Here is an 18,541-nt window from a genome sequence, read left to right as displayed (position 1 = left end):
CCGCAAGGGGCGGATAACTCAACGGAGTGAATATGAGCGTATTACGTTCGTTATTAACTGCTGGGGTGCTGGCGTCAGGCTTGTTATGGAGCCTGAGCGGAATCACTGCCACGCCAACGCCGCAGGAGTCGGATCAACGCTGGACGGTTACCCAACAGCGTAATCCGGATGCCGCCTGTCTGGACTGTCACAAGCCAGATACCGAAGGCATGCATGGTAAGCATGCGGAAGTCATCAACCCGAATAACAAACTGCCGGTCACCTGCACCAACTGTCACGGCCAGCCGTCACCGAACCACCGTGAAGGGGTGAAAGATGTGATGCGCTTTAATGAGCCGATGTACAACGTGGAGCAGCAGAACAGCGTCTGTATGTCCTGTCACCTGCCTGAGCAGCTGCAAAAGGCGTTCTGGCCGCACGATGTCCACGTAACCAAAGTGGCGTGTGCCAGCTGTCACTCACTGCATCCGAAGCAAGACACGATGCAGACGCTGAGCGATAAAGGACGGATCAAGATTTGCGTCGATTGCCACAGCGATCAGCGTAACAATCCGAACTTTAACCCGGCGTCGGTACCGTTGCTTAAGGAGCATCCATGAGTTGCTCTCGTCGCCAGTTTATCACCGGCGTCGGCGCGCTGGTGGCAGTGAGCGGGACGGCGGGGCGCGTTGTGGCGAAGACGCTGAACATCAACGGCGTGCGTTACGGTATGGTACATGATGAGTCATTATGCATCGGCTGCACGGCCTGCATGGATGCTTGTCGCGAAGTCAACAACGTGCCGGAAGGCGTATCGCGTCTGACCATTATTCGCAGTGAGCCGCAAGGAACGTTTCCTGATGTGAAGTATCGATTCTTCCGTCACTCGTGCCAGCACTGCGATCACGCGCCCTGCGTTGACGTCTGCCCGACGGGGGCATCGTACCGCGATGCCGCCAGCGGCATTGTGGATGTGAACCCGGATCTGTGCGTCGGTTGCCAGTATTGCATCGCCGCCTGTCCTTATCGCGTGCGCTTTATTCATCCGGTCAGCAAGACGGCGGATAAATGCGATTTTTGCCGCAAAACCAACCTGAAAGCGGGCAAGCAGCCCGCCTGCGTGGAGTCATGTCCGACGAAAGCGCTGACGTTTGGTAATCTGGACGACCCCAACAGCGAAATCTCGCGGTTGTTGCAGCAGAAAAATACCTACCGTTACAAGCTGGCGCTGGGCACGAAACCGAAGGTCTACCGCGTTCCCTTTAAATATGGGGAGGTGAGCCAATGACACCCGCTTCTGCATTTCATTTTGAATCACTGGTGTGGGACTGGCCCATTGCCATCTATCTGTTTCTGATAGGCATATCTGCCGGGCTGGTGACACTGTCGGTATTGTTACGACGGCTGCACCCGGAAGCGGGCGGTGCCGACAGCACGTTACTGCGTACCACGCTGGTACTGGGTCCGGGAGCCATTATTCTTGGTCTGCTGATCCTGGTATTCCACCTGACGCGTCCATGGACTTTCTGGAAGCTGATGTTCCACTACAGCTTCACGTCAGTGATGTCGATGGGGGTCATGCTGTTTCAATTGTACATGGTGGTGCTGGTGCTGTGGCTGGCAAAAATCTTTGAAAAAGAGGTGATTGCCTTACAACAGCGCTTCATTCCACGCCTGAGCATCGTGCCGAAACTGCTGGCGTTGATCGCACCGTTCCACCGGATGCTTGAAACGGTGATGCTGGTGCTGGCTGTACTGCTCGGGGCGTACACCGGGTTCTTGCTGTCGGCGTTGAAATCCTACCCGTTCCTGAATAACCCGATCCTGCCGGTGCTGTTCCTGTTCTCGGGGATCTCCTCCGGCGCTGCAGTGGCGTTAATCGCCATGGCATTACGCCATCGTAGTAACCCACACAGCACCGAAGCGCACTTTGTCCACCGTATGGAAACGCCGGTGGTGTGGCTGGAAATCTTCCTGCTGGCGGCTTTCTTTGTCGGGCTGGCGCTGGGTGATGACGGCAAAATGCGCGCGCTGGCGGCGGCGCTGGGCGGTGGGTTCTGGACCTGGTGGTTCTGGCTGGGTGTGGCAGGGCTTGGGCTGATACTACCGATGCTGCTAAAACCCTGGGCCAACCGCAGTTCGACGTTTCATGGCGTGCTGGCAGTCTGCGGCGCCAGCCTGACCGGCGTACTGCTGCTGCGCTTTTTTATACTCTATGCAGGACAGCTAACCGTTGCGTAAGGTGATATCTGGACGTCTTCCTTCCTGAAGCCGGTTTTCTGGCTCTGGTGTTAAGTTTCGGGGTCAACGTGTTGACCCCGCTTGCCGCGCTGGTGGGGCTCCGCCGGCGCTGGCAGGGTGTGATGCAGCTGGCCTGCGTGGGTACGTGGGCGCAATTTACCCTGCTGCTGCTGGCTTTTGCCATTCTGGTATTCTGCTTTTTGACCAGCGATTTTTCGGTGGTCTACGTTGCTCAGCACAGCTACAGCCTGCTGCCGTGGGGATTAAAACTGGCGGCGGTATGGGGCGGTCATGAAGGTTCATTGCTGCTGTGGGTGCTGTTTCTTTCTGGCTGGAGCGCGCTGTTTGCTCTTCGCTATCGGCGTGATACCGACGCGCTGTTTCCGCTGACGCTCAGCGTCCTTTCAATGATAACGGCCCTGCTGCTGCTGTTTGTGGTGGTATGGTCCGATCCATTCGTGCGTATCTTCCCGCCAGCCATTGAAGGGCGCGACCTTAACCCGATGCTGCAACATCTCGGGTTAATCCTCCATCCACCGCTACTGTATCTGGGTTACGGTGGTTTGATGGTGGCGGCAGGCGTGGCGCTGGCCTCGCTGCTGCGCGGTGACTTTAATGCGCAAGGTGCCTGGGTGTGCTGGCGCTGGGCGTTGCCCGGCTGGTGCGCGCTGACGCTGGGGATTATCCTCGGCTCCTGGTGGGCCTATTGCGAGCTGGGCTGGGGCGGCTGGTGGTTCTGGGACCCGGTTGAAAATGCCTCCTTATTACCCTGGCTTTCCGCCAGCGCGTTGCTGCATAGCCTGTATATCACGCGCCAGCGCGGAATCTTCCGCCACTGGTCGCTGCTGCTGGCGATCGTCACGCTGATTTTATCGCTGCTGGGGACGCTGATTGTGCGTTCCGGCATTCTCGTTTCGGTGCACGCTTTCGCGCTGGATAATGTCCGCGCCGCGCCGCTGTTTGCGCTGTTTACCGTGTTGAGTCTGGCGTCGCTCGGGCTATACGCCTGGCGGGGCCAGCAAGTCCGGCAGAATGCGCGTTTTGGCGGTTGGTCACGCGAGATGCTGATTCTGGTTGCGCTGCTGCTCTTTAGTGCGGTGCTGCTGATTGTGTTGATTGGCACGCTCTACCCAATGATTTACGGGCTGTTCGGCTGGGGACGGCTCTCCGTGGGCGCACCGTACTTTAACCGCGCTACGCTGCCTTTTGGCCTGCTGATGCTGCTGGTTATCGTGCTGGCAACGGTCAGAAGCCGTAAAGTGTCTTTCCGCATCCAGCTTCCGGCACTGTTGGCGCATGCCGGGGTGCTGGTGTTTGCGGCGGGGATCGTCTTTTCCAGCGGTAGCCGTCAGGAGATAAGCCTGAACCTGAGCCCTGGGCAGCAGGTTGAACTGGCGGGTTACATTTTCCGTTTTGAGCGTCTCGACCTGGAAGCCAAAGGTAATTACACCAGTGAAAAAGCGCAGATCACGCTGTGGCACAATGAGAAACGTATTGGCAGCCTGCAACCTGAAAGGCGCTTCTATGCCGCGCGTCGTCAACAGATGATGGAACCGGGTATCCGCTGGAACCTGCTGCATGACTGGTACGCGGTAATAGGCGAAAAAACCGGACCAGACCGTTATGCCATGCGCTTGTACGTGCAGACCGGTGTGCGCTGGATTTGGGGTGGGGGACTGTTAATGGTCTTTGGCGCGCTGCTGAGCGGATGGCGAGGGAGAAAGCGCGATGCGTAAATTAATTACAACGTTGCCGGATGGCGGCGTAAACGCCTTATCCGGCCTACAGGTAGCGCGAACCGTAGGCCGGATAAGCGCAGCGCCATCCGGCAAAAAGTTTTTACTCTTAACGCTCGTCCTGTTTTTCATCACTTTCGCTACACATGCCCAGGTTGTGGACACATGGACGTTTGCCAACCCGCAACAGCAGGAACAAGCGCTGTCTATTGCCAGCCAACTGCGCTGTCCACAGTGTCAAAACCAAAACTTGCTGGAATCCAATGCGCCGGTAGCGGTCAGTATGCGCCATCAGGTTTATAGCATGGTGGCTGAAGGCAAAAGCGAAGCGGAAATCACCGCCTGGATGACCGAGCGTTATGGTGATTTCGTGCGCTACAACCCGCCGTTGAATGAGCAAACGCTGCTGCTGTGGGCGTTGCCGTGCCTGTTGTTATTGCTGGTAGGTGTGGTGGTCTGGCGAGTGAGAAGACGTCAGCATACGGAGGAAGGTGAACAATGAGCCAGTGCGAACCGCCGTTACGCCCAATGCCTGTGAGGCGACTGACCGCTGCGGCGGTGCTGATGGTTGTGGCCTGCATTGGAGGCTACCTGTTGACGCCAAAATGGCAGGCGGTTCGTCAGGAGCAGACGCGACTGGCGGACCCTTTACATGCTTTCTCCGATGAAAATATTCAGGAAAAACAGTTGCTTTTGCTGCAATCGCAGATTCGCGCCAATCCACAGGACAGCGTGAAATGGGCGCAACTCGGGGAGTACTATCTTTGGCAAAACGCGTATCATAATGCGCTGCTGGCCTACGAGCAGGCGCTGCGTGTCGGCGGTGAAAATGCTGAGATCTATTCAGCGATGGCAACGGTATTGTATTACCAGGCCGGGCAACATATGACGCCGCCCACTCGCGAGATGATTGATAAGGCTCTGGCGCTGGACCCGGCAGAAGTCACCGCGCTGATGCTGTTAGCCTCAGATGCGTTTATGCAGGCTGATTACGCGCAGGCGATTTCAGTGTGGCAAAAGGTTATGGATTTAAACTCGCCGAGAGTGAACCGGGCACAGCTCATTGACTCTATTAATATGGCGAAGTTGTTGCAGAATCGGCAAAAATAAATTTGTTTTTTTTGTGATTTGTATCATTTTGCCTGTTTAAAAAACAGGCAAACGAACAAGTGGGCAAAAAAACTCACGTCATGACTTCTTCATTTTTGAACATATTAAAATTCTTTTATAACAAAAAGTTATTCATCATTAGCGCGACAAAATTGCATTTTTATGCATAAATTCAGCCAAAAGCCCTGTTCTTAGAGGGTTGCGCGGAATGCCATGCAGATGATAATGATAATAAGCGTTAAAAAACTCCATAAACGAACGCAACACAAATCATACCCTTTCAGTATGTACTATTCCCACACACCGCATGTGGAATAGCGCTCCATCGAGGAAGTCCGTTGTTATGAAAAATTTGAAAGTCAGCCTGGCATGGCAGATTCTAATCGCCATGGTGCTGGGTATTCTGCTAGGGAGTTACCTGCATTACCATAGTGACAGCCGTGAATGGCTGGTTGTAAACCTGCTGTCACCGGCGGGCGATATCTTTATCCATCTGATCAAAATGATCGTTGTGCCCATTGTCATCTCTACGCTGGTTGTCGGTATCGCCGGAGTCGGTGATGCAAAACAGCTGGGCCGCATTGGCGCCAAAACTATTCTCTATTTCGAAGTGATCACCACCGTGGCGATTATCCTTGGGATCACACTGGCGAATGTGTTCCAGCCGGGTTCCGGGATTGATATGTCGCAACTGGCGACAGTGGATATTTCGAAATATCAAAGCACGACTGCAGAAGTACAGAGCCACGCGCATGGTCTGATGGGCACGATTTTGTCACTGGTGCCGACCAATATCGTCGCCTCGATGGCAAAAGGCGATATGCTGCCGATTATCTTCTTCTCGGTGTTGTTCGGTTTAGGTTTGTCTTCTTTGCCGGCCACTCACCGCGAGCCGCTGGTTACCGTGTTCCGCTCTATTTCCGAAACCATGTTTAAAGTGACCCACATGGTTATGCGCTATGCGCCAGTCGGTGTTTTCGCGCTGATTGCCGTTACCGTTGCGAACTTCGGTTTTGCCTCCCTGTGGCCGCTGGCGAAGCTGGTGCTGTTGGTGCACTTTGCCATCCTGTTCTTCGCGCTGGTGGTGCTGGGGATTGTCGCGCGTATCTGTGGTTTGAGCATCTGGATCCTGATCCGCATTTTGAAAGACGAGCTGATTCTGGCTTACTCGACCGCCAGCTCCGAGAGCGTACTGCCGCGTATTATCGAGAAGATGGAAGCCTATGGCGCACCGGCTTCAATCACCAGTTTCGTGGTGCCGACCGGCTATTCATTCAACCTGGATGGTTCGACGTTGTACCAGAGTATCGCCGCTATCTTTATCGCGCAGCTGTACGGTATCGACCTGTCATTGTGGCAGGAAATCGTGCTGGTGCTGACGCTGATGGTGACCTCAAAAGGGATTGCGGGCGTGCCGGGCGTATCATTCGTGGTGCTGCTGGCAACGCTGGGCAGCGTGGGGATCCCGCTGGAAGGTCTGGCATTTATCGCCGGTGTTGACCGTATTCTCGATATGGCGCGTACCGCGCTAAACGTGGTGGGTAACGCGCTGGCGGTACTGGTAATCGCCAAGTGGGAACACAAGTTTGACCGTAAGAAAGCGCTGGCCTATGAGCGCGAAGTATTGGGTAAATTTGATAAGACCGCGCAGTAATCAATGACCGATTGCCGGATGGCGCTACGTTCATCCGGCAATGCAAACCATTACCCGTTGGTTAACTTATCAAACTCTTCGCAGCCGGTATCGAATCCTTCCGTACAACTCAGATTCAGCCAGTGCAGTGCTTTCTGTTTATTCTTCACGATAAAACCCTGCTCACCGTTTAAGAACATCATCCCGGCCCAGTATTCGGAATAACCGGTGCGGGAAATGGCTGAGCTACGTTTGAAATACCACGTCGCTTTCTCATCGTCTGCGGGAATACCCACGCCGTTGGCGTAAATCAGCCCAAGCAGCATTTGCGCGTCGACGGCGGAGTCGTTTTCCAGGTCCTCGGAGGCGTTTTGCAGCAAGGTAATGGCTTTGGGGTAATCGGTGTGTCCAGCCTGAGTGTTGACCAGAATACGCGCCAGCGTAATTTCCCCGGTCTTACTGCCTGCCTGGGTCGCTTTTTCTGCCAGCGTTTTGGCCTCGGGGTAATCCAGACTGACCGGATTGGTAATCTTAATCTGTGCCAGCAATGCGTAAGCATCGGCATCACCATTGTCGGCGGCTTTTTGCGCCCAATATTCCGCTTTACCCAAATCGCCTGAGCTAAACCAGGTATCAGCGAGGAAATATTGTGCGCGTCGGTCTCCGGACTCGGCGGCTTTCAAAAACTGACTACCGGGCTCTTCGGCATGGACAAAGCATATCATTAACACCATCAAGGCGAAAAGTCGTTTCATCTTATATTTAGATTTAGTGTAGGGAATGAACAGTATAGAGAGATTATGTGCATAAAAAAACGGCCTCCGAATGGAGGCCGTCAGGGGAAGCTTAACCCATCGCGCTTTCGCGCAGGCTGGCTTTCAGCTTGGTGTACTCATCAATGACATACTGCTCGGCAGCGCGCTGATCGGCAATGCGTTCAACGTTCACAGCACAGTACTTGTACTCCGGCGTTTTGGTAATCGGGCTTAAGTTCTCGGTTACAAGTTCATTACATGCGCCAATCCACCACTGGTAGGTCATGTAAATCGCGCCTTTGTTTGGACGATCGCTGACTGCCGCACGGGTAATGACCCGGCCTTTACGCGAGTTCACCCACACCAGCTCTTCATCCTGGATGCCCAGGCGTTCTGCGTCGGCGGTGTTGATCTGGGCATAGCCCGGTTCATCCGCCAGCGCGGCCAGCGCCGCACAGTTACCGGTCATCGAACGGCAAGAGTAGTGGCCGACTTCACGCACCGTTGACAGTACCATTGGGTACTCTGGGGTGAGTTTGTCGATTGGCGCTACCCAGTCGCAGGTGAAGAACTGCGCCAGGCCGTTCGGGGTGTCAAACTTCTCTTTGAAGAGGTAAGACGTACCCTGGTCGGCATCTGAGGTGTCGCGGCAAGGCCACTGGATATAACCCAGTTCGCCCATCTTCTCGTAAGTGGCACCGTAGAAATCCGGGCACAGATGACGCAACTCGTCCCAGATTTCCTGGGTGTTGTTGTAGTGCATCGGGTAACCCATACGGGTGGCGATTTCACTGATAATCTGCCAGTCCGTTTTCAGATCCCACTTCGGCTCAACGGCTTTAAAGAAGCGCTGGAAGCCACGGTCAGCCGCGGAGAATACGCCTTCATGTTCGCCCCATGACGTAGACGGTAAAATAACGTCTGCGGCAGCAGCGGTTTTGGTCATGAAGATATCCTGCACGATAACCAGTTCCAGATCTTCGAAGCCTTTGCGCACTGCGGAAAGCTCAGCATCGGTCTGTAATGGATCTTCACCCATAATGTACGCCGCGCGTACTTCGCCATGCGCTGCACGATGCGGCAGTTCGCTGATGCGATAGCCGGTATGAGCAGGCAGACTTTCCACGCCCCAGGCTTTAGCGAACTTCTCGCGGTTAGCCGGATCTTTCACATACTGATAGCCCGGATAAGTATCCGGCAGCGCGCCCATGTCACATGCGCCCTGAACGTTGTTCTGGCCACGAACCGGGTTAACGCCCACGCTCGGCTTACCGAGGTTGCCGGTCAGCATTGCGAGGCTGGTCAGTGAACGCACGGTTTCCACGCCCTGATAGAACTGGGTAACACCCATGCCCCACAGGATTGCCGCGCTTTTCGCTGAGGCATACATACGCGCAGCCTGACGGATATCCTGCGCGCTAACGCCAGTGATATCTTCGACGGACTCCGGCGTGTAGCCTTCGACGATCTTGCTGTACTCTTCGAATCCTTCCGTACGCGAGGCGACGAACGCCTGGTCGTACAGTTTTTCTTCGATGATGACATGACCCATAGCGTTAAGCAGCGCGATATTCGAGCCGTTTCTCAACGCGATGTGCATGTCAGCAATACGCGCAGTTTCAATTTTGCGCGGATCGCAGACGATAATTTTCGCCCCTTTACGTTTAGCGTTGATCACGTGATTCGCCACGATAGGGTGGGAATCCGCCGGGTTATACCCGAAGATGAACACTAAATCGGTGTCATCAATTTCATTGATGGCATTACTCATTGCGCCGTTACCGACCGATTGGTGCAGACCTGCAACCGATGGGCCGTGTCAGACGCGAGCGCAGCAGTCAACGTTATTGGTACCAATAACGGCGCGCGCGAATTTTTGCATTACATAGTTGGTTTCGTTACCTGTACCGCGAGATGAACCGGTCGTCTGAATGGCGTCCGGGCCATACTTCGCTTTGATGGCGCTCAGGCGATCGGCGACGTAATTAAGCGCTTCATCCCAGGAAACGGATTCCAGTTTGCCGCCACGCTGGCGACGGATCATGGGGGTTTTCAGACGAGGGGTCAGGATCTGGGTATCATTGATAAAATCCCAGCCATAGTAGCCCTTCAGACACAGGGTACCCTGGTTGGTTTTCCCCTGCGCCGCTTCAGCCCGGACGATTTTGCCGTTATCGACCACCAGGTTGATTTTGCAACCTGATGCGCAATATGGGCAAACCGTGACGACTTTTTTCATCGGTCTCGCTCCAGTTAATCAAATCGCGCATACGCGCTTGTCGCTTTGCTTATGCATCTTTTATGCCATGTTTTTATCAGGGGCATTAGTCGATATTACGGGCGAATTTTGCGCAAAACCCTGACGAAAAACAGGCTGTCGTCATATTTGACGTGACGAATCTTCAATACGTGACGCCCCGGCAGTGTGACCGAGGTTATGTTTCCCACACGTCCTTGTGCCTTATCGCTGTCACTCTGTGCAGAATCAATCACACTCATTTAAGTTGGCCAGAAATGGGGAGGAACGATGAAGCCAGCCATACTGGTTGTGGATGATGACGAGGCAATCTGCACACTGCTTCAGGATGTGCTGAGTGAACACGCCTTTGCGGTAACCGCCTGTCATACCGGGCAGGATGCGCTGCGCTGCATTGAGACTCAGCCGGATATCGCGCTGGTATTGTTGGACATGATGTTGCCCGATATTAATGGCCTGATGGTGCTTCAGCAGGTGCAAAAAATAAGGCCGGGATTACCGGTGGTGATGCTGACAGGGTTAGGTAGCGAATCGGATGTGGTTGTGGGGCTGGAAATGGGGGCTGACGATTATATCGGCAAACCGTTCAATGCGCGGGTACTGGTGGCGCGGGTAAAAGCCGTGCTCAGGCGTGTCGGTGTTTTAACACCCGAAAGCAGCGGCCCACAAACTACGGGGTTATCCTTTAATGGCTGGCATCTCGACACCGCTGGTTGTCAGTTACGTAATCCTCAGCAATTGAAAGTGGACCTGACGCAGGGTGAATACAGTTTGCTGCTGGCGCTGGCACAGAACGCCCGCCGGGTGCTTAGCCGCGAACAATTGCTGGAGTTGACGCGCAGCGACAGCGTTGAGGTATTTGACCGCACCATTGATGTGTTAATCATGCGGCTGCGGCGAAAGATAGAGGTTAACCCGCATCAGCCGATGTTAATTAAAACCCTGCGCGGGCTGGGTTATGTTTTTGCCGCCGACGTGCAGCATCACGATAAGGCGGCGTGATCTGCGCAGTTGCCGGATGCGGCGTCAGCGCCTTATCCGGCCTACAAAAGCGATAACGACCCCGAGGCCTGATAAGCGTGGTTCATCAGGCATCAGCCATTCCGGCTTTTAATTCCTCCAGCGTTTTTGCGCCGTCGATTGCATTGGCACACAGCAGGCTTGCCCGCGCGCAGGCGTGTGCCAGCCTGATACTGTCTGCCAGCGACCAGCGCTCGTGGCAGCCATACAAAAATCCGGCGCAAAACGCATCCCCAGCCCCGACGCTGCCGACGATCTCCTCCTGCGCCAGGTAATGTGAGGGTATCCAGGCGCCAGCCTGATCCGGACTTTCACCCCATGCGCCTTCCGGACAGTGGATCACCACCCGCTGGCGTACACCCGCGTCCAGCAGTTCACGGGCGGCGGTGGCGATGTGTGCAATATGCAACTCGCCGTTGGGCTGGCGGATTTCCAGTCCGCTGAATTCCCCGGCCTCCAGTTCATTGATCACCAGATAGTCGAGATGGCGCAGCGCTGGCATCACCAGCGGCTGGTAGCGCGGATCGCCTTTACGTGAAACCAGATCCAGCGACGTTTCAAAGCCATTTTCACGCATTTGTGCCAATAGTCGTGCGCTTCGCGTACCGAACTCATCGTCCGGCATGTCCAGACTATCGAGCAACAGCAGATACCCCAGATGGAAGATTTTCATCGAGGTATCCAGCAGCTCAAACGCAGGTTGATCGAGTAGCCGATTGGCGCCCGGTGAGTGAAAAAAGGTGCGCTGGCCACTGGGATCGGTCATCACCTGCGACATCGACGTGGGGGCGGATGTCGTGCGCTGAACATGCTGGCGATTAACGTGATACTGTTCCAGCATCGCCATGATGTAGTCGCCATCGCTGTCCTTGCCAATTAACCCCACCGCCTGCAGCGGCAGCCCGGCGTGCATTTTTGCCAGCGTTAGCAGCACGTTCAGCGGCGCACCGCCCGTGGCGCGTTCGCTACGGGTGATCTCCGCCAGCCAGCCGCGTTCCGGCCACTGCACAATCTGGTGTACATGATCGACCAGCATGTTGCCTGCGGCGATAACGCCTTTGCGTTCCATCAGACCCGTCCCGCGCTGCCAAAAATGCGCATCTGTTCTGAAACAGTATCGGTAATGGCCTCTTCAATGCCGAGCAGCAGTTCGGCGAATTCGTCGTACAGCGGCTGGCGATTTGCCATCCGCGTCTCCACGGCCGACAGCGCCGCCTGCGACATGCCGGTATAGAAGTTGATTTTGTGAATGCCAAGCTCGATTGCCCGACGGAAATCGTCGTCGCTGATGCCGGAACCGCCGTGCAGTACCAGCGGGATCGCCGCCTGCTGGCGAATGGCGTCCAGACGCGGGAAGTCGAGCATCGGTTCGCCTTTATATTTGCCGTGGGCATTGCCAATGGCAACGGCCAGCGCGTCAATCCCGGTTCTGTCGACGAAATCACGCGCCATCATCGGATCGGTAAATAGCGACTCGTCGGCGTGACCATACAACGCGCCGCCCTCATCACCGCCCACCGCGCCCAGTTCTGCCTCCACCGATACGCCGACGGCGTGGCACATCTTCACCACTTCGCGGGTTTGACGGATATTTTCTTCATACTCCAGCGTGGAACCATCGAACATCACTGAACTGAACCCTAAGCGTAGTGCCCGAACCACCGACTCAAAGTGCAGGCCGTGGTCAAGGTTCAACACCACCGGAATGTCATGCCGCGAGGCTTCGAACTTGACCGCTTCGACTAAAGAATCCAGCGAGATATATTTAAAATGCACCTCGGCGATATTGATGATAAACGGTGAACGTTCCTGCTTTGCCGCGGCAAACAGCGCACGCAGGAAGTGTGAGTCCAGAACGTTAAATGCCCCTAAGGCATAGCGGTGCTCGCGGGCATGGGCAAGGCCATCAGCGAGAGATATCAACGGCATAATGCGCTCCTTGGTTAGCGGAACAGGCGATATTCGTTACACAGCACCAGCTGCGCCGGTTCGTCTTCTTCAATGTCGTTATAGCGGGCGATCGGTTGCAAAAAGTGGTTATCGTGGTCGTCGTCATTAACAGAAGAAACCTCGCCGACCAGCACGTCGCCAAAACCTTCTTCCGCCCAGAAGCTGTGATACAGGCCCGGCGGCAGACAGATGCTTTCCCCTGGAGCCAGGCGTAACTGGCTACCTGCGGCATGGGTTTGTCGGCAACCATCAATGACCACATTGACGTCGCTGTCCTCCGTTTGTTCTCTGATACCGGCGTTCCACAGTTCGACAATCAGATTGCCGCCGCCGCGATTGATGATGTCTTCACGCTTGCGCCAGTGAAAATGCATCGGCGTAACCTGGGCATCGCGAACATGCATGATTTTCTCGGCGTAGCATTTCTCATAAGGCATACCTTTCGGCGAGCCGTTACGCAGGGTGAACAGCGTTAACCCTTGCGCGGCGAAATTGTTGCCGCCAAACGCGGTGACATCCCAACCGAGTTTGAGGTCGAACACTTCGCCCCAGGCAGAGGCATCAAGCTTGCGCCATTGGGTGGGCGGGAAACTGGCGAAAGCGGGGAGATGCACGTCGTGCAGGGAAAAAAACTGGCGCGTGTGACCCAGAATCTCGTTTATTGCGGAGCGTTTCATTGATTCTCCTGTGGCTGAGCAGATGACCTTTATGCGGTTCTCTCTCAAGGAAGAGGGAGAAAACCAAAATCTTTCCTGGGGAACAGATGGGCATAATCCAGTTACCTCTCCCCTCACAGCAGAATAGGGAATAGTTATATTTTATTGTGTTTTTTTATGGGAGGATGTGATTTATTCAATAAAATAATAAATAAACAGAATTTTTCTATAAATGTTATTGTAAATCATTGGCTTAATGCTCTGTCTTTTTAGTTGCCTCTCAGCTTTTGGAACCATTTGGATTTGTCTGCTGGATTGTTGCCTTACCATGAAAAAACGAATGCTGCACGATATATACCGTTTTGTAATGAAACGATGCTATTAAATATAAAAGCGCACCAGTTAACCGTTTATTTATATGTCAGGGTTATATTACATGTTTGACTCATGATAATTAACTCACTTCCCAGATTTGTTTTCAGTAAAAAATACCCCTTTTTTATTATTGTTGATATGCTGACTAGACTTTATTTCTTATGTATTACTTTCTTTGGGTAAGGGATGCGATAATGAAAAAAGGTTCAGGATTCTATAATCTGGAAGGTATAGTTTCAGAGGAGAGTATAAATAAGTATTTATTCTCCGTGAGGGGGGAGGGTAGGTTAGGGGGGCTGGATGTTGAAACAATTGAAGGCTATGAAAATTTAAGCAAACCATACAGTTATAAAATCACATTTACATCAAAACTAAAAAATATCTCTCCTGACTCAATTCTAAATATTGAAGGGTCGCTACAAATCAGAGCACCTAACCATAACTGGAATAAATATATTCAGGGTTCTGAGAAGTGGCTATATGAACGGCAAATTGAAGGCGTCATTACGTCATTTTCACTTATTAGCACATCAGCGGATGAATCACTGTACGAAATCAGGCTGGAGCATAAGCTTGCATTACTCTCACGACGTAAGCGATCGGCTATTTACCTGAACATAAATGTGCCGAAACTGGTCACGCAGATCCTCAAAGAACATGCTTTTGCCGATTATGAAATCGACTTTGATAATCTTGTTTGTCTCTATCCCAACCGGGAAATGATCGTCCAATGGGAGGAGTCAGATTTAGCATTTATTAGCCGCATCCTGTCAGAAGTCGGGATCTGGTTCAGGATCGCAAATCATCATGCTGTTTCGCACATTATGGTGCTTATCTTCAGTGATTCACAATGCCAATACATCTTTGATCAAAAGATTATGCACTCATCCCATGCCGGGCTGACATCAAATGATTATTCGATCGATAAGCTGGTATCAAAGCATAATGTTGTTTCCGCAGGCGTTAAAGCAAAGAACTTTGACTACCGGCTTGCCAACTCGCTAATACTTCATGCTGATGCCTATGGGGCGGAACAAACATCGGCGACGTATGGAATGGATTATCGTTATGCGGATATTCACCATCAGCCGGGATCGAAATTTTCTGAGGAACAACCAGGCGAGTCCAGCTGGTTCTATGCCAAACTGCATCACGAAATTATTCTTAATAATCAGTCCATTTTAAACGGCGTGACCACCAGTCCGTTGATTGTGCCTGGGATGGTGTTGGAAATCGGCGGCGTCATTCCACATGCCTTCACCTCGGGATTTGTGGTAACGGCAATGCGGGTGACGGGCAAGCGTGATGCAGCCCTTCAATCCCAACTGAGTGGTATTCCTTACCGTGAGCGCGTTTGCTTTCGACCGCAGCCATTACCCCGGCCACGTATCGCCGGTACTGTTCCCGCGATCGTTTCATCACCAATAGACAATGACCAATATGCTCACATCGATGTGCAGGGTCGTTATTGGGTGAAGTTTGATTTTGACCTCGACCAGCACAGGCAAGGTTATGAAAGCATGCCCGTTCGTCTGGCGCGGGTTTATGCCGGTGATACTTATGGTCATCACTTTCCGTTAATCCAGGGCACAGAGGTCGCCATTGCGTTTGAAGGCGGCGATCCGGAAAGACCTTTTATTGCACATGCTCTGCATCATGCTCCAAAGCCGGACCCCGTTACCAGCCGCAACAATACCCGCAACGTCATCCGCACTGCGGGTCTTAATAAGCTGCGGATGGAGGACCGACGCGGGCAGGAACACGTCAAGCTGAGTACCGAGTATGCCAAAACGCAGTTGAACATGGGCCATCTTGTTGATGCTGGCGGTAAACCCCGCGGCGAAGGCGCAGAACTACGCACCGATGACCGCGCGGTCCTGAGGGCCGCAAAGGGGATACTACTCACGACTGAGGCGCAGCCAAAAGCCCAGGGTAAGCAGCTCGATATGAGCGCAGTGGTTCAGCAGCTTCAGGCCGCGCTTACGCTGGCAACGTCGCTTCAGCAGAGCGCGCTGACGGCACAGGCGTTAAATGTCGAAATGGGACCGCAGCAGCAGCTTAACGCCGCGCTTGAACAGCTTACCCGCTCGGGGCTGGTGGCCTACGCCGATCATGGTATGGCCCTGCTTACACCGCAAACGATGGCATTATCAGCAGACAAAGATTTGTCGCTAAACGCCGCCAGCAACGGCAGTTTTAACGTCTTTAAAAAACTCTCAATGGCCGTTGGACAGGGCCTGTCACTTTTCAGCAGAGCTATCGGAATCAAAATCATCGCCGCAAAAGATGATATTTCCGTCCAGGCGCAGCGTGGGGAAATGGGCCTGCTTTCTGATAAGCATTTTCATATTCAGAGTATGAACGGCAACGTAACCATCAGCGCCAGGAAGAATATCCAGCTTTTGTGCGGTGGTGGCGGTATCAGAATAAATGAAGACGGCTCTGTAAAAATATTCTCCCCCGCCAAGGTGCAGTTGAAAGGCGCCACTCTTGACTGGAGCGGACCGGAGTCGGCAAAAGATAAAACCCCTGTCTTTCAGGAAGAGCAGTTTCATCGCCGCATTAAATTACATGGCTCTGGCAACCCAGACGATGTTCTGAAAAAGACAAAATTCAGACTGACTAAGGCATCAGGTGAGACCATTGAAGGCGTCACAGACGATGAAGGAATGACGCCGTTATTGGATATGACTGAAATGGACGAAATGAAAATGGAGATTTTACCAAATGAGTAACAGTCCCTTTAATCCGCGGGTGGTGGCGACAGGTGTACAGGGCGTGCCTAAATCAACGGGCGGAAAAATGGCGGTCTGCGACGTGCCCGTTAACTATTCCATGCCCTGCATTGTGATCCTTGTGCACGGTGTCAACGATGTTGGCGAGGCCTATCAGAATCAGGAGCAGGGTATTATCGCTGGCCTGAATGAACGTATGGGCCGCACGGATATGTATCCGCATGAATGGCAGCAGTACAAAATGGATATGGGCGATGGCGAGCAGCAGAATGTAAAAATGCCCGGACGCAGCCCGGTAATTCCATTTTATTGGGGGTATAAACCCGTCGATCATGCGACATATATAGAAGACCAGCGGCGTTATCGCGAAGAACGGGCTAAATCAGGAGACGCCGCAAAACTGCCTTACAACGCCTATCAGGAAGATGACCACGCAAAGCTGGAAAAACTGGGCCATATTCCCCAAACCACCTTGAAATATCAGAATGATAATTTCGGTAATGTTCTCGATGATGTGTACGCCAAAGGCGGGGGTACCTTTGCCAATGCGACAACCACTATTCCGGATATGTTAGGCCCTGGCTCCGGCGGCCTGGCGAACGGTGCGGCAGGATTTGCATCACTGTATCTGAATGCCGGGGATTTTACGCACCCTATTTATGATAATCCGCACCGTATTTATCAGTTTTTTGCCGCGCAGCGGCTGGCTGATTTAATCCTGATGATTCGAAGTGAACCGGCAACAAAACTGGACCCAATTAATATTGTTGCACATTCACAGGGGACTATTATCACTATGCTCGCCAATATGCTGGTCATGCAAGCTAATGAGAAACCCGCTGACTGCGTGATTCTTAACCATTCCCCCTACGCACTGGAAAAAACGGCTGCTGAAGGTATGACGCCCGGACATCATCAAACGGATCGCGCCCGACAGCAGACGTTTAAAAATTTCTGCCAGTTGATGGCGACCAACGCCAGATACGGCAAGGGGCAATATCACACGCAGGCCGAGATCGATGAATTAGAAGGCGCGCTATGCATGAGTAAAACCAATTCACAGTGGCGCAAGAATGAACTCTATACGCGTAATAACTTTGGCAAGGTCTATAATTATTTTTGCCCCAATGACAGTGTGGTTTCATTACTTAACGTCCAGGGTTTGGGCTGGCGGGGAGTCCCCTATAACATTGCCAGCGGAATAGACAATCTGCGCCAGCGGGTTTTTTGCGAAAATGGTCCGGAAATAGGCGGCAGCCCGCTGAGCGTGCCTTTTGAAATGCCGACGTTAGAAAAGAACTGCTTTAATCAGGATACGGGCGCGACCAAACAATATACGTTTGCGGATGTGGTTGTTAACGGTGAGCAGCTCCCCGTCACCTTCAGACACCAGTTACAGGGCGCGGGAAGTCAGTATAAATATTCGATAGCGCCAGGTTCACCCGATCAGGACATCTCATTTTCTGCAAAGGCGAATGTCATTGCGCGTACTGAAACCGACACCAAAAATCTGAGCGGGGCCGGTTTTGATTATTTACAGCCGGGCCAGGCATTAACGCCCGCAGAACTTACGATGTTCGCCAAAAAATATGGCAAGCCTTATACCAAAGGCGTTGTCCTGGGCGGGGGATACAATAAGACCGTTCAGTTGATTTATGAAAAAACGCCGGATGAACTGCAAAAAGAATGGATGCAATCAGAGCAGATTGGTTACAGCCAGCATTCCTCTATTGTGATGTCGAAAGATGCCCCCGCGAAAGCGATGGCCTTCGATCTGGCGGTGGGAACATGCAGAGCATTTGATCACCGCTGCGGAGAATTCTGGACCGAGCTACTCTTGCGCGGGGACTGGCGTATGAAGCGTAATGGTTTTTCTGATGCTGTTAATTATTATAATGCTGGTGTTTTAAATGGTTTATATACAAAACCATTTATGAACAGGCCGGATGATATTTTACCCAAAGGTCAATTTGGTGTGGTTAACGAATATTGCCATTCAACAACGGTTCAACCTGCCAGACACAATGAAATATACAATGCCGAGACTCCCAATCTGCAATGGGATATGCCTGACCCACTTAACGTTTAAGGATG

The 18,541-nt window shown here is 52.9% G+C and carries 13 protein-coding genes and 1 pseudogene; 9 read left to right on the top strand and 5 right to left on the bottom strand.

Annotated features, from left to right (window positions below):
• Nucleotides 1-32: 32 nt before the first annotated feature.
• The 6 genes and pseudogenes from nrfB (at nt 33) to gltP (ending at nt 6,720) form a co-directional block, all read left to right on the top strand.
• Complete coding sequence (nrfB, locus tag RYZ59_RS17240; RefSeq protein ID WP_043018095.1) at nt 33-599, top strand: cytochrome c nitrite reductase pentaheme subunit; 567 nt, start codon at nt 33-35, stop codon at nt 597-599.
• Nucleotides 596-1,267 (top strand): cytochrome c nitrite reductase Fe-S protein, encoded by a 672-nt coding sequence (gene nrfC, locus RYZ59_RS17235; protein ID WP_318049717.1) that lies wholly within the window; start codon nt 596-598, stop codon nt 1,265-1,267. Before nrfB ends, nrfC begins: the two co-directional genes overlap by 4 nt.
• Nucleotides 1,264-2,220: a cytochrome c nitrite reductase subunit NrfD gene (gene nrfD, locus RYZ59_RS17230; RefSeq protein WP_202037162.1), complete on the top strand. Its 957-nt coding sequence runs from the start codon at nt 1,264-1,266 to the stop codon at nt 2,218-2,220. The genes nrfC and nrfD overlap by 4 nt, the downstream gene beginning before the upstream one ends.
• 8 nt (nt 2,221-2,228) lie before the next feature.
• Nucleotides 2,229-4,458, top strand: a pseudogene (gene nrfF / locus RYZ59_RS17225) (heme lyase NrfEFG subunit NrfF).
• Nucleotides 4,455-5,066 carry a heme lyase NrfEFG subunit NrfG gene (gene nrfG, locus RYZ59_RS17220; RefSeq protein ID WP_318049715.1) on the top strand — a complete coding sequence of 204 codons (612 nt, stop codon included), beginning with the start codon at nt 4,455-4,457 and terminating at the stop codon, nt 5,064-5,066. The pseudogene nrfF and the gene nrfG overlap by 4 nt, the downstream one beginning before the upstream one ends.
• Before the next feature lie 343 nt (nt 5,067-5,409).
• Nucleotides 5,410-6,720 (top strand): glutamate/aspartate:proton symporter GltP, encoded by a 1,311-nt coding sequence (gene gltP / locus RYZ59_RS17215; RefSeq protein ID WP_079938978.1) that lies wholly within the window; start codon nt 5,410-5,412, stop codon nt 6,718-6,720.
• Between the two features lie 50 nt (nt 6,721-6,770).
• Here gltP and yjcO read toward each other — a convergent pair whose 3' ends face one another.
• Together yjcO and fdhF are read right to left on the bottom strand one after the other, a co-directional pair.
• The gene (gene yjcO / locus RYZ59_RS17210; RefSeq protein ID WP_318049712.1) at nt 6,771-7,454 is read right to left on the bottom strand and encodes a Sel1 family TPR-like repeat protein YjcO; all 684 of its coding nucleotides are present in this window, start codon (nt 7,452-7,454) and stop codon (nt 6,771-6,773) included.
• 91 nt (nt 7,455-7,545) lie between these two features.
• Entirely contained in the window at nt 7,546-9,693 is a 2,148-nt protein-coding gene (gene fdhF / locus RYZ59_RS17205; RefSeq protein ID WP_137381156.1) for a formate dehydrogenase subunit alpha, read from the bottom strand.
• A gap of 288 nt (nt 9,694-9,981) precedes the next feature.
• Here fdhF and RYZ59_RS17200 point away from each other — a divergent pair, with 288 nt between their 5' ends.
• Nucleotides 9,982-10,713: a response regulator transcription factor gene (locus RYZ59_RS17200; protein ID WP_318049710.1), complete on the top strand. Its 732-nt coding sequence runs from the start codon at nt 9,982-9,984 to the stop codon at nt 10,711-10,713.
• A gap of 85 nt (nt 10,714-10,798) precedes the next feature.
• Here the strand turns inward: RYZ59_RS17200 and RYZ59_RS17195 are convergent, their stop codons facing one another.
• Genes RYZ59_RS17195 through RYZ59_RS17185 form a run of 3 tightly spaced genes read right to left on the bottom strand, consistent with a single transcriptional unit; the run spans nt 10,799 to nt 13,358 of the window.
• Nucleotides 10,799-11,803 carry a carbohydrate kinase family protein gene (locus RYZ59_RS17195; RefSeq protein ID WP_318049801.1) on the bottom strand — a complete coding sequence of 335 codons (1,005 nt, stop codon included), beginning with the start codon at nt 11,801-11,803 and terminating at the stop codon, nt 10,799-10,801.
• A complete protein-coding gene (locus RYZ59_RS17190) occupies nt 11,800-12,660 on the bottom strand; it encodes a ketose 1,6-bisphosphate aldolase (protein WP_318049708.1) in 861 nt (286 codons plus the stop codon). Before RYZ59_RS17190 ends, RYZ59_RS17195 begins: the two co-directional genes overlap by 4 nt.
• A 14-nt stretch (nt 12,661-12,674) precedes the next feature.
• On the bottom strand, nt 12,675-13,358 hold the full coding sequence (locus tag RYZ59_RS17185; RefSeq protein WP_318049706.1) for a D-lyxose/D-mannose family sugar isomerase: 684 nt from the start codon (nt 13,356-13,358) through the stop codon (nt 12,675-12,677).
• A gap of 548 nt (nt 13,359-13,906) precedes the next feature.
• On the opposite strand from RYZ59_RS17185, the gene RYZ59_RS17180 reads away from it, so the two are divergent.
• The gene (locus RYZ59_RS17180; RefSeq protein WP_318049704.1) at nt 13,907-16,447 is read left to right on the top strand and encodes a type VI secretion system tip protein VgrG; all 2,541 of its coding nucleotides are present in this window, start codon (nt 13,907-13,909) and stop codon (nt 16,445-16,447) included.
• Nucleotides 16,440-18,536, top strand: a complete 2,097-nt coding sequence (locus RYZ59_RS17175) for a DUF3274 domain-containing protein (protein WP_318049702.1) — start codon at nt 16,440-16,442, stop codon at nt 18,534-18,536. Before RYZ59_RS17180 ends, RYZ59_RS17175 begins: the two co-directional genes overlap by 8 nt.
• Nucleotides 18,537-18,541: the final 5 nt, after the last annotated feature.

This window comes from Citrobacter sp. HN-141 (genome assembly GCF_033341895.1).
Lineage (GTDB): Bacteria > Pseudomonadota > Gammaproteobacteria > Enterobacterales > Enterobacteriaceae > Citrobacter.
Note: the sequence above shows the minus strand (reverse complement) of the source record. Positions and strands in the feature narration are given on the sequence as shown.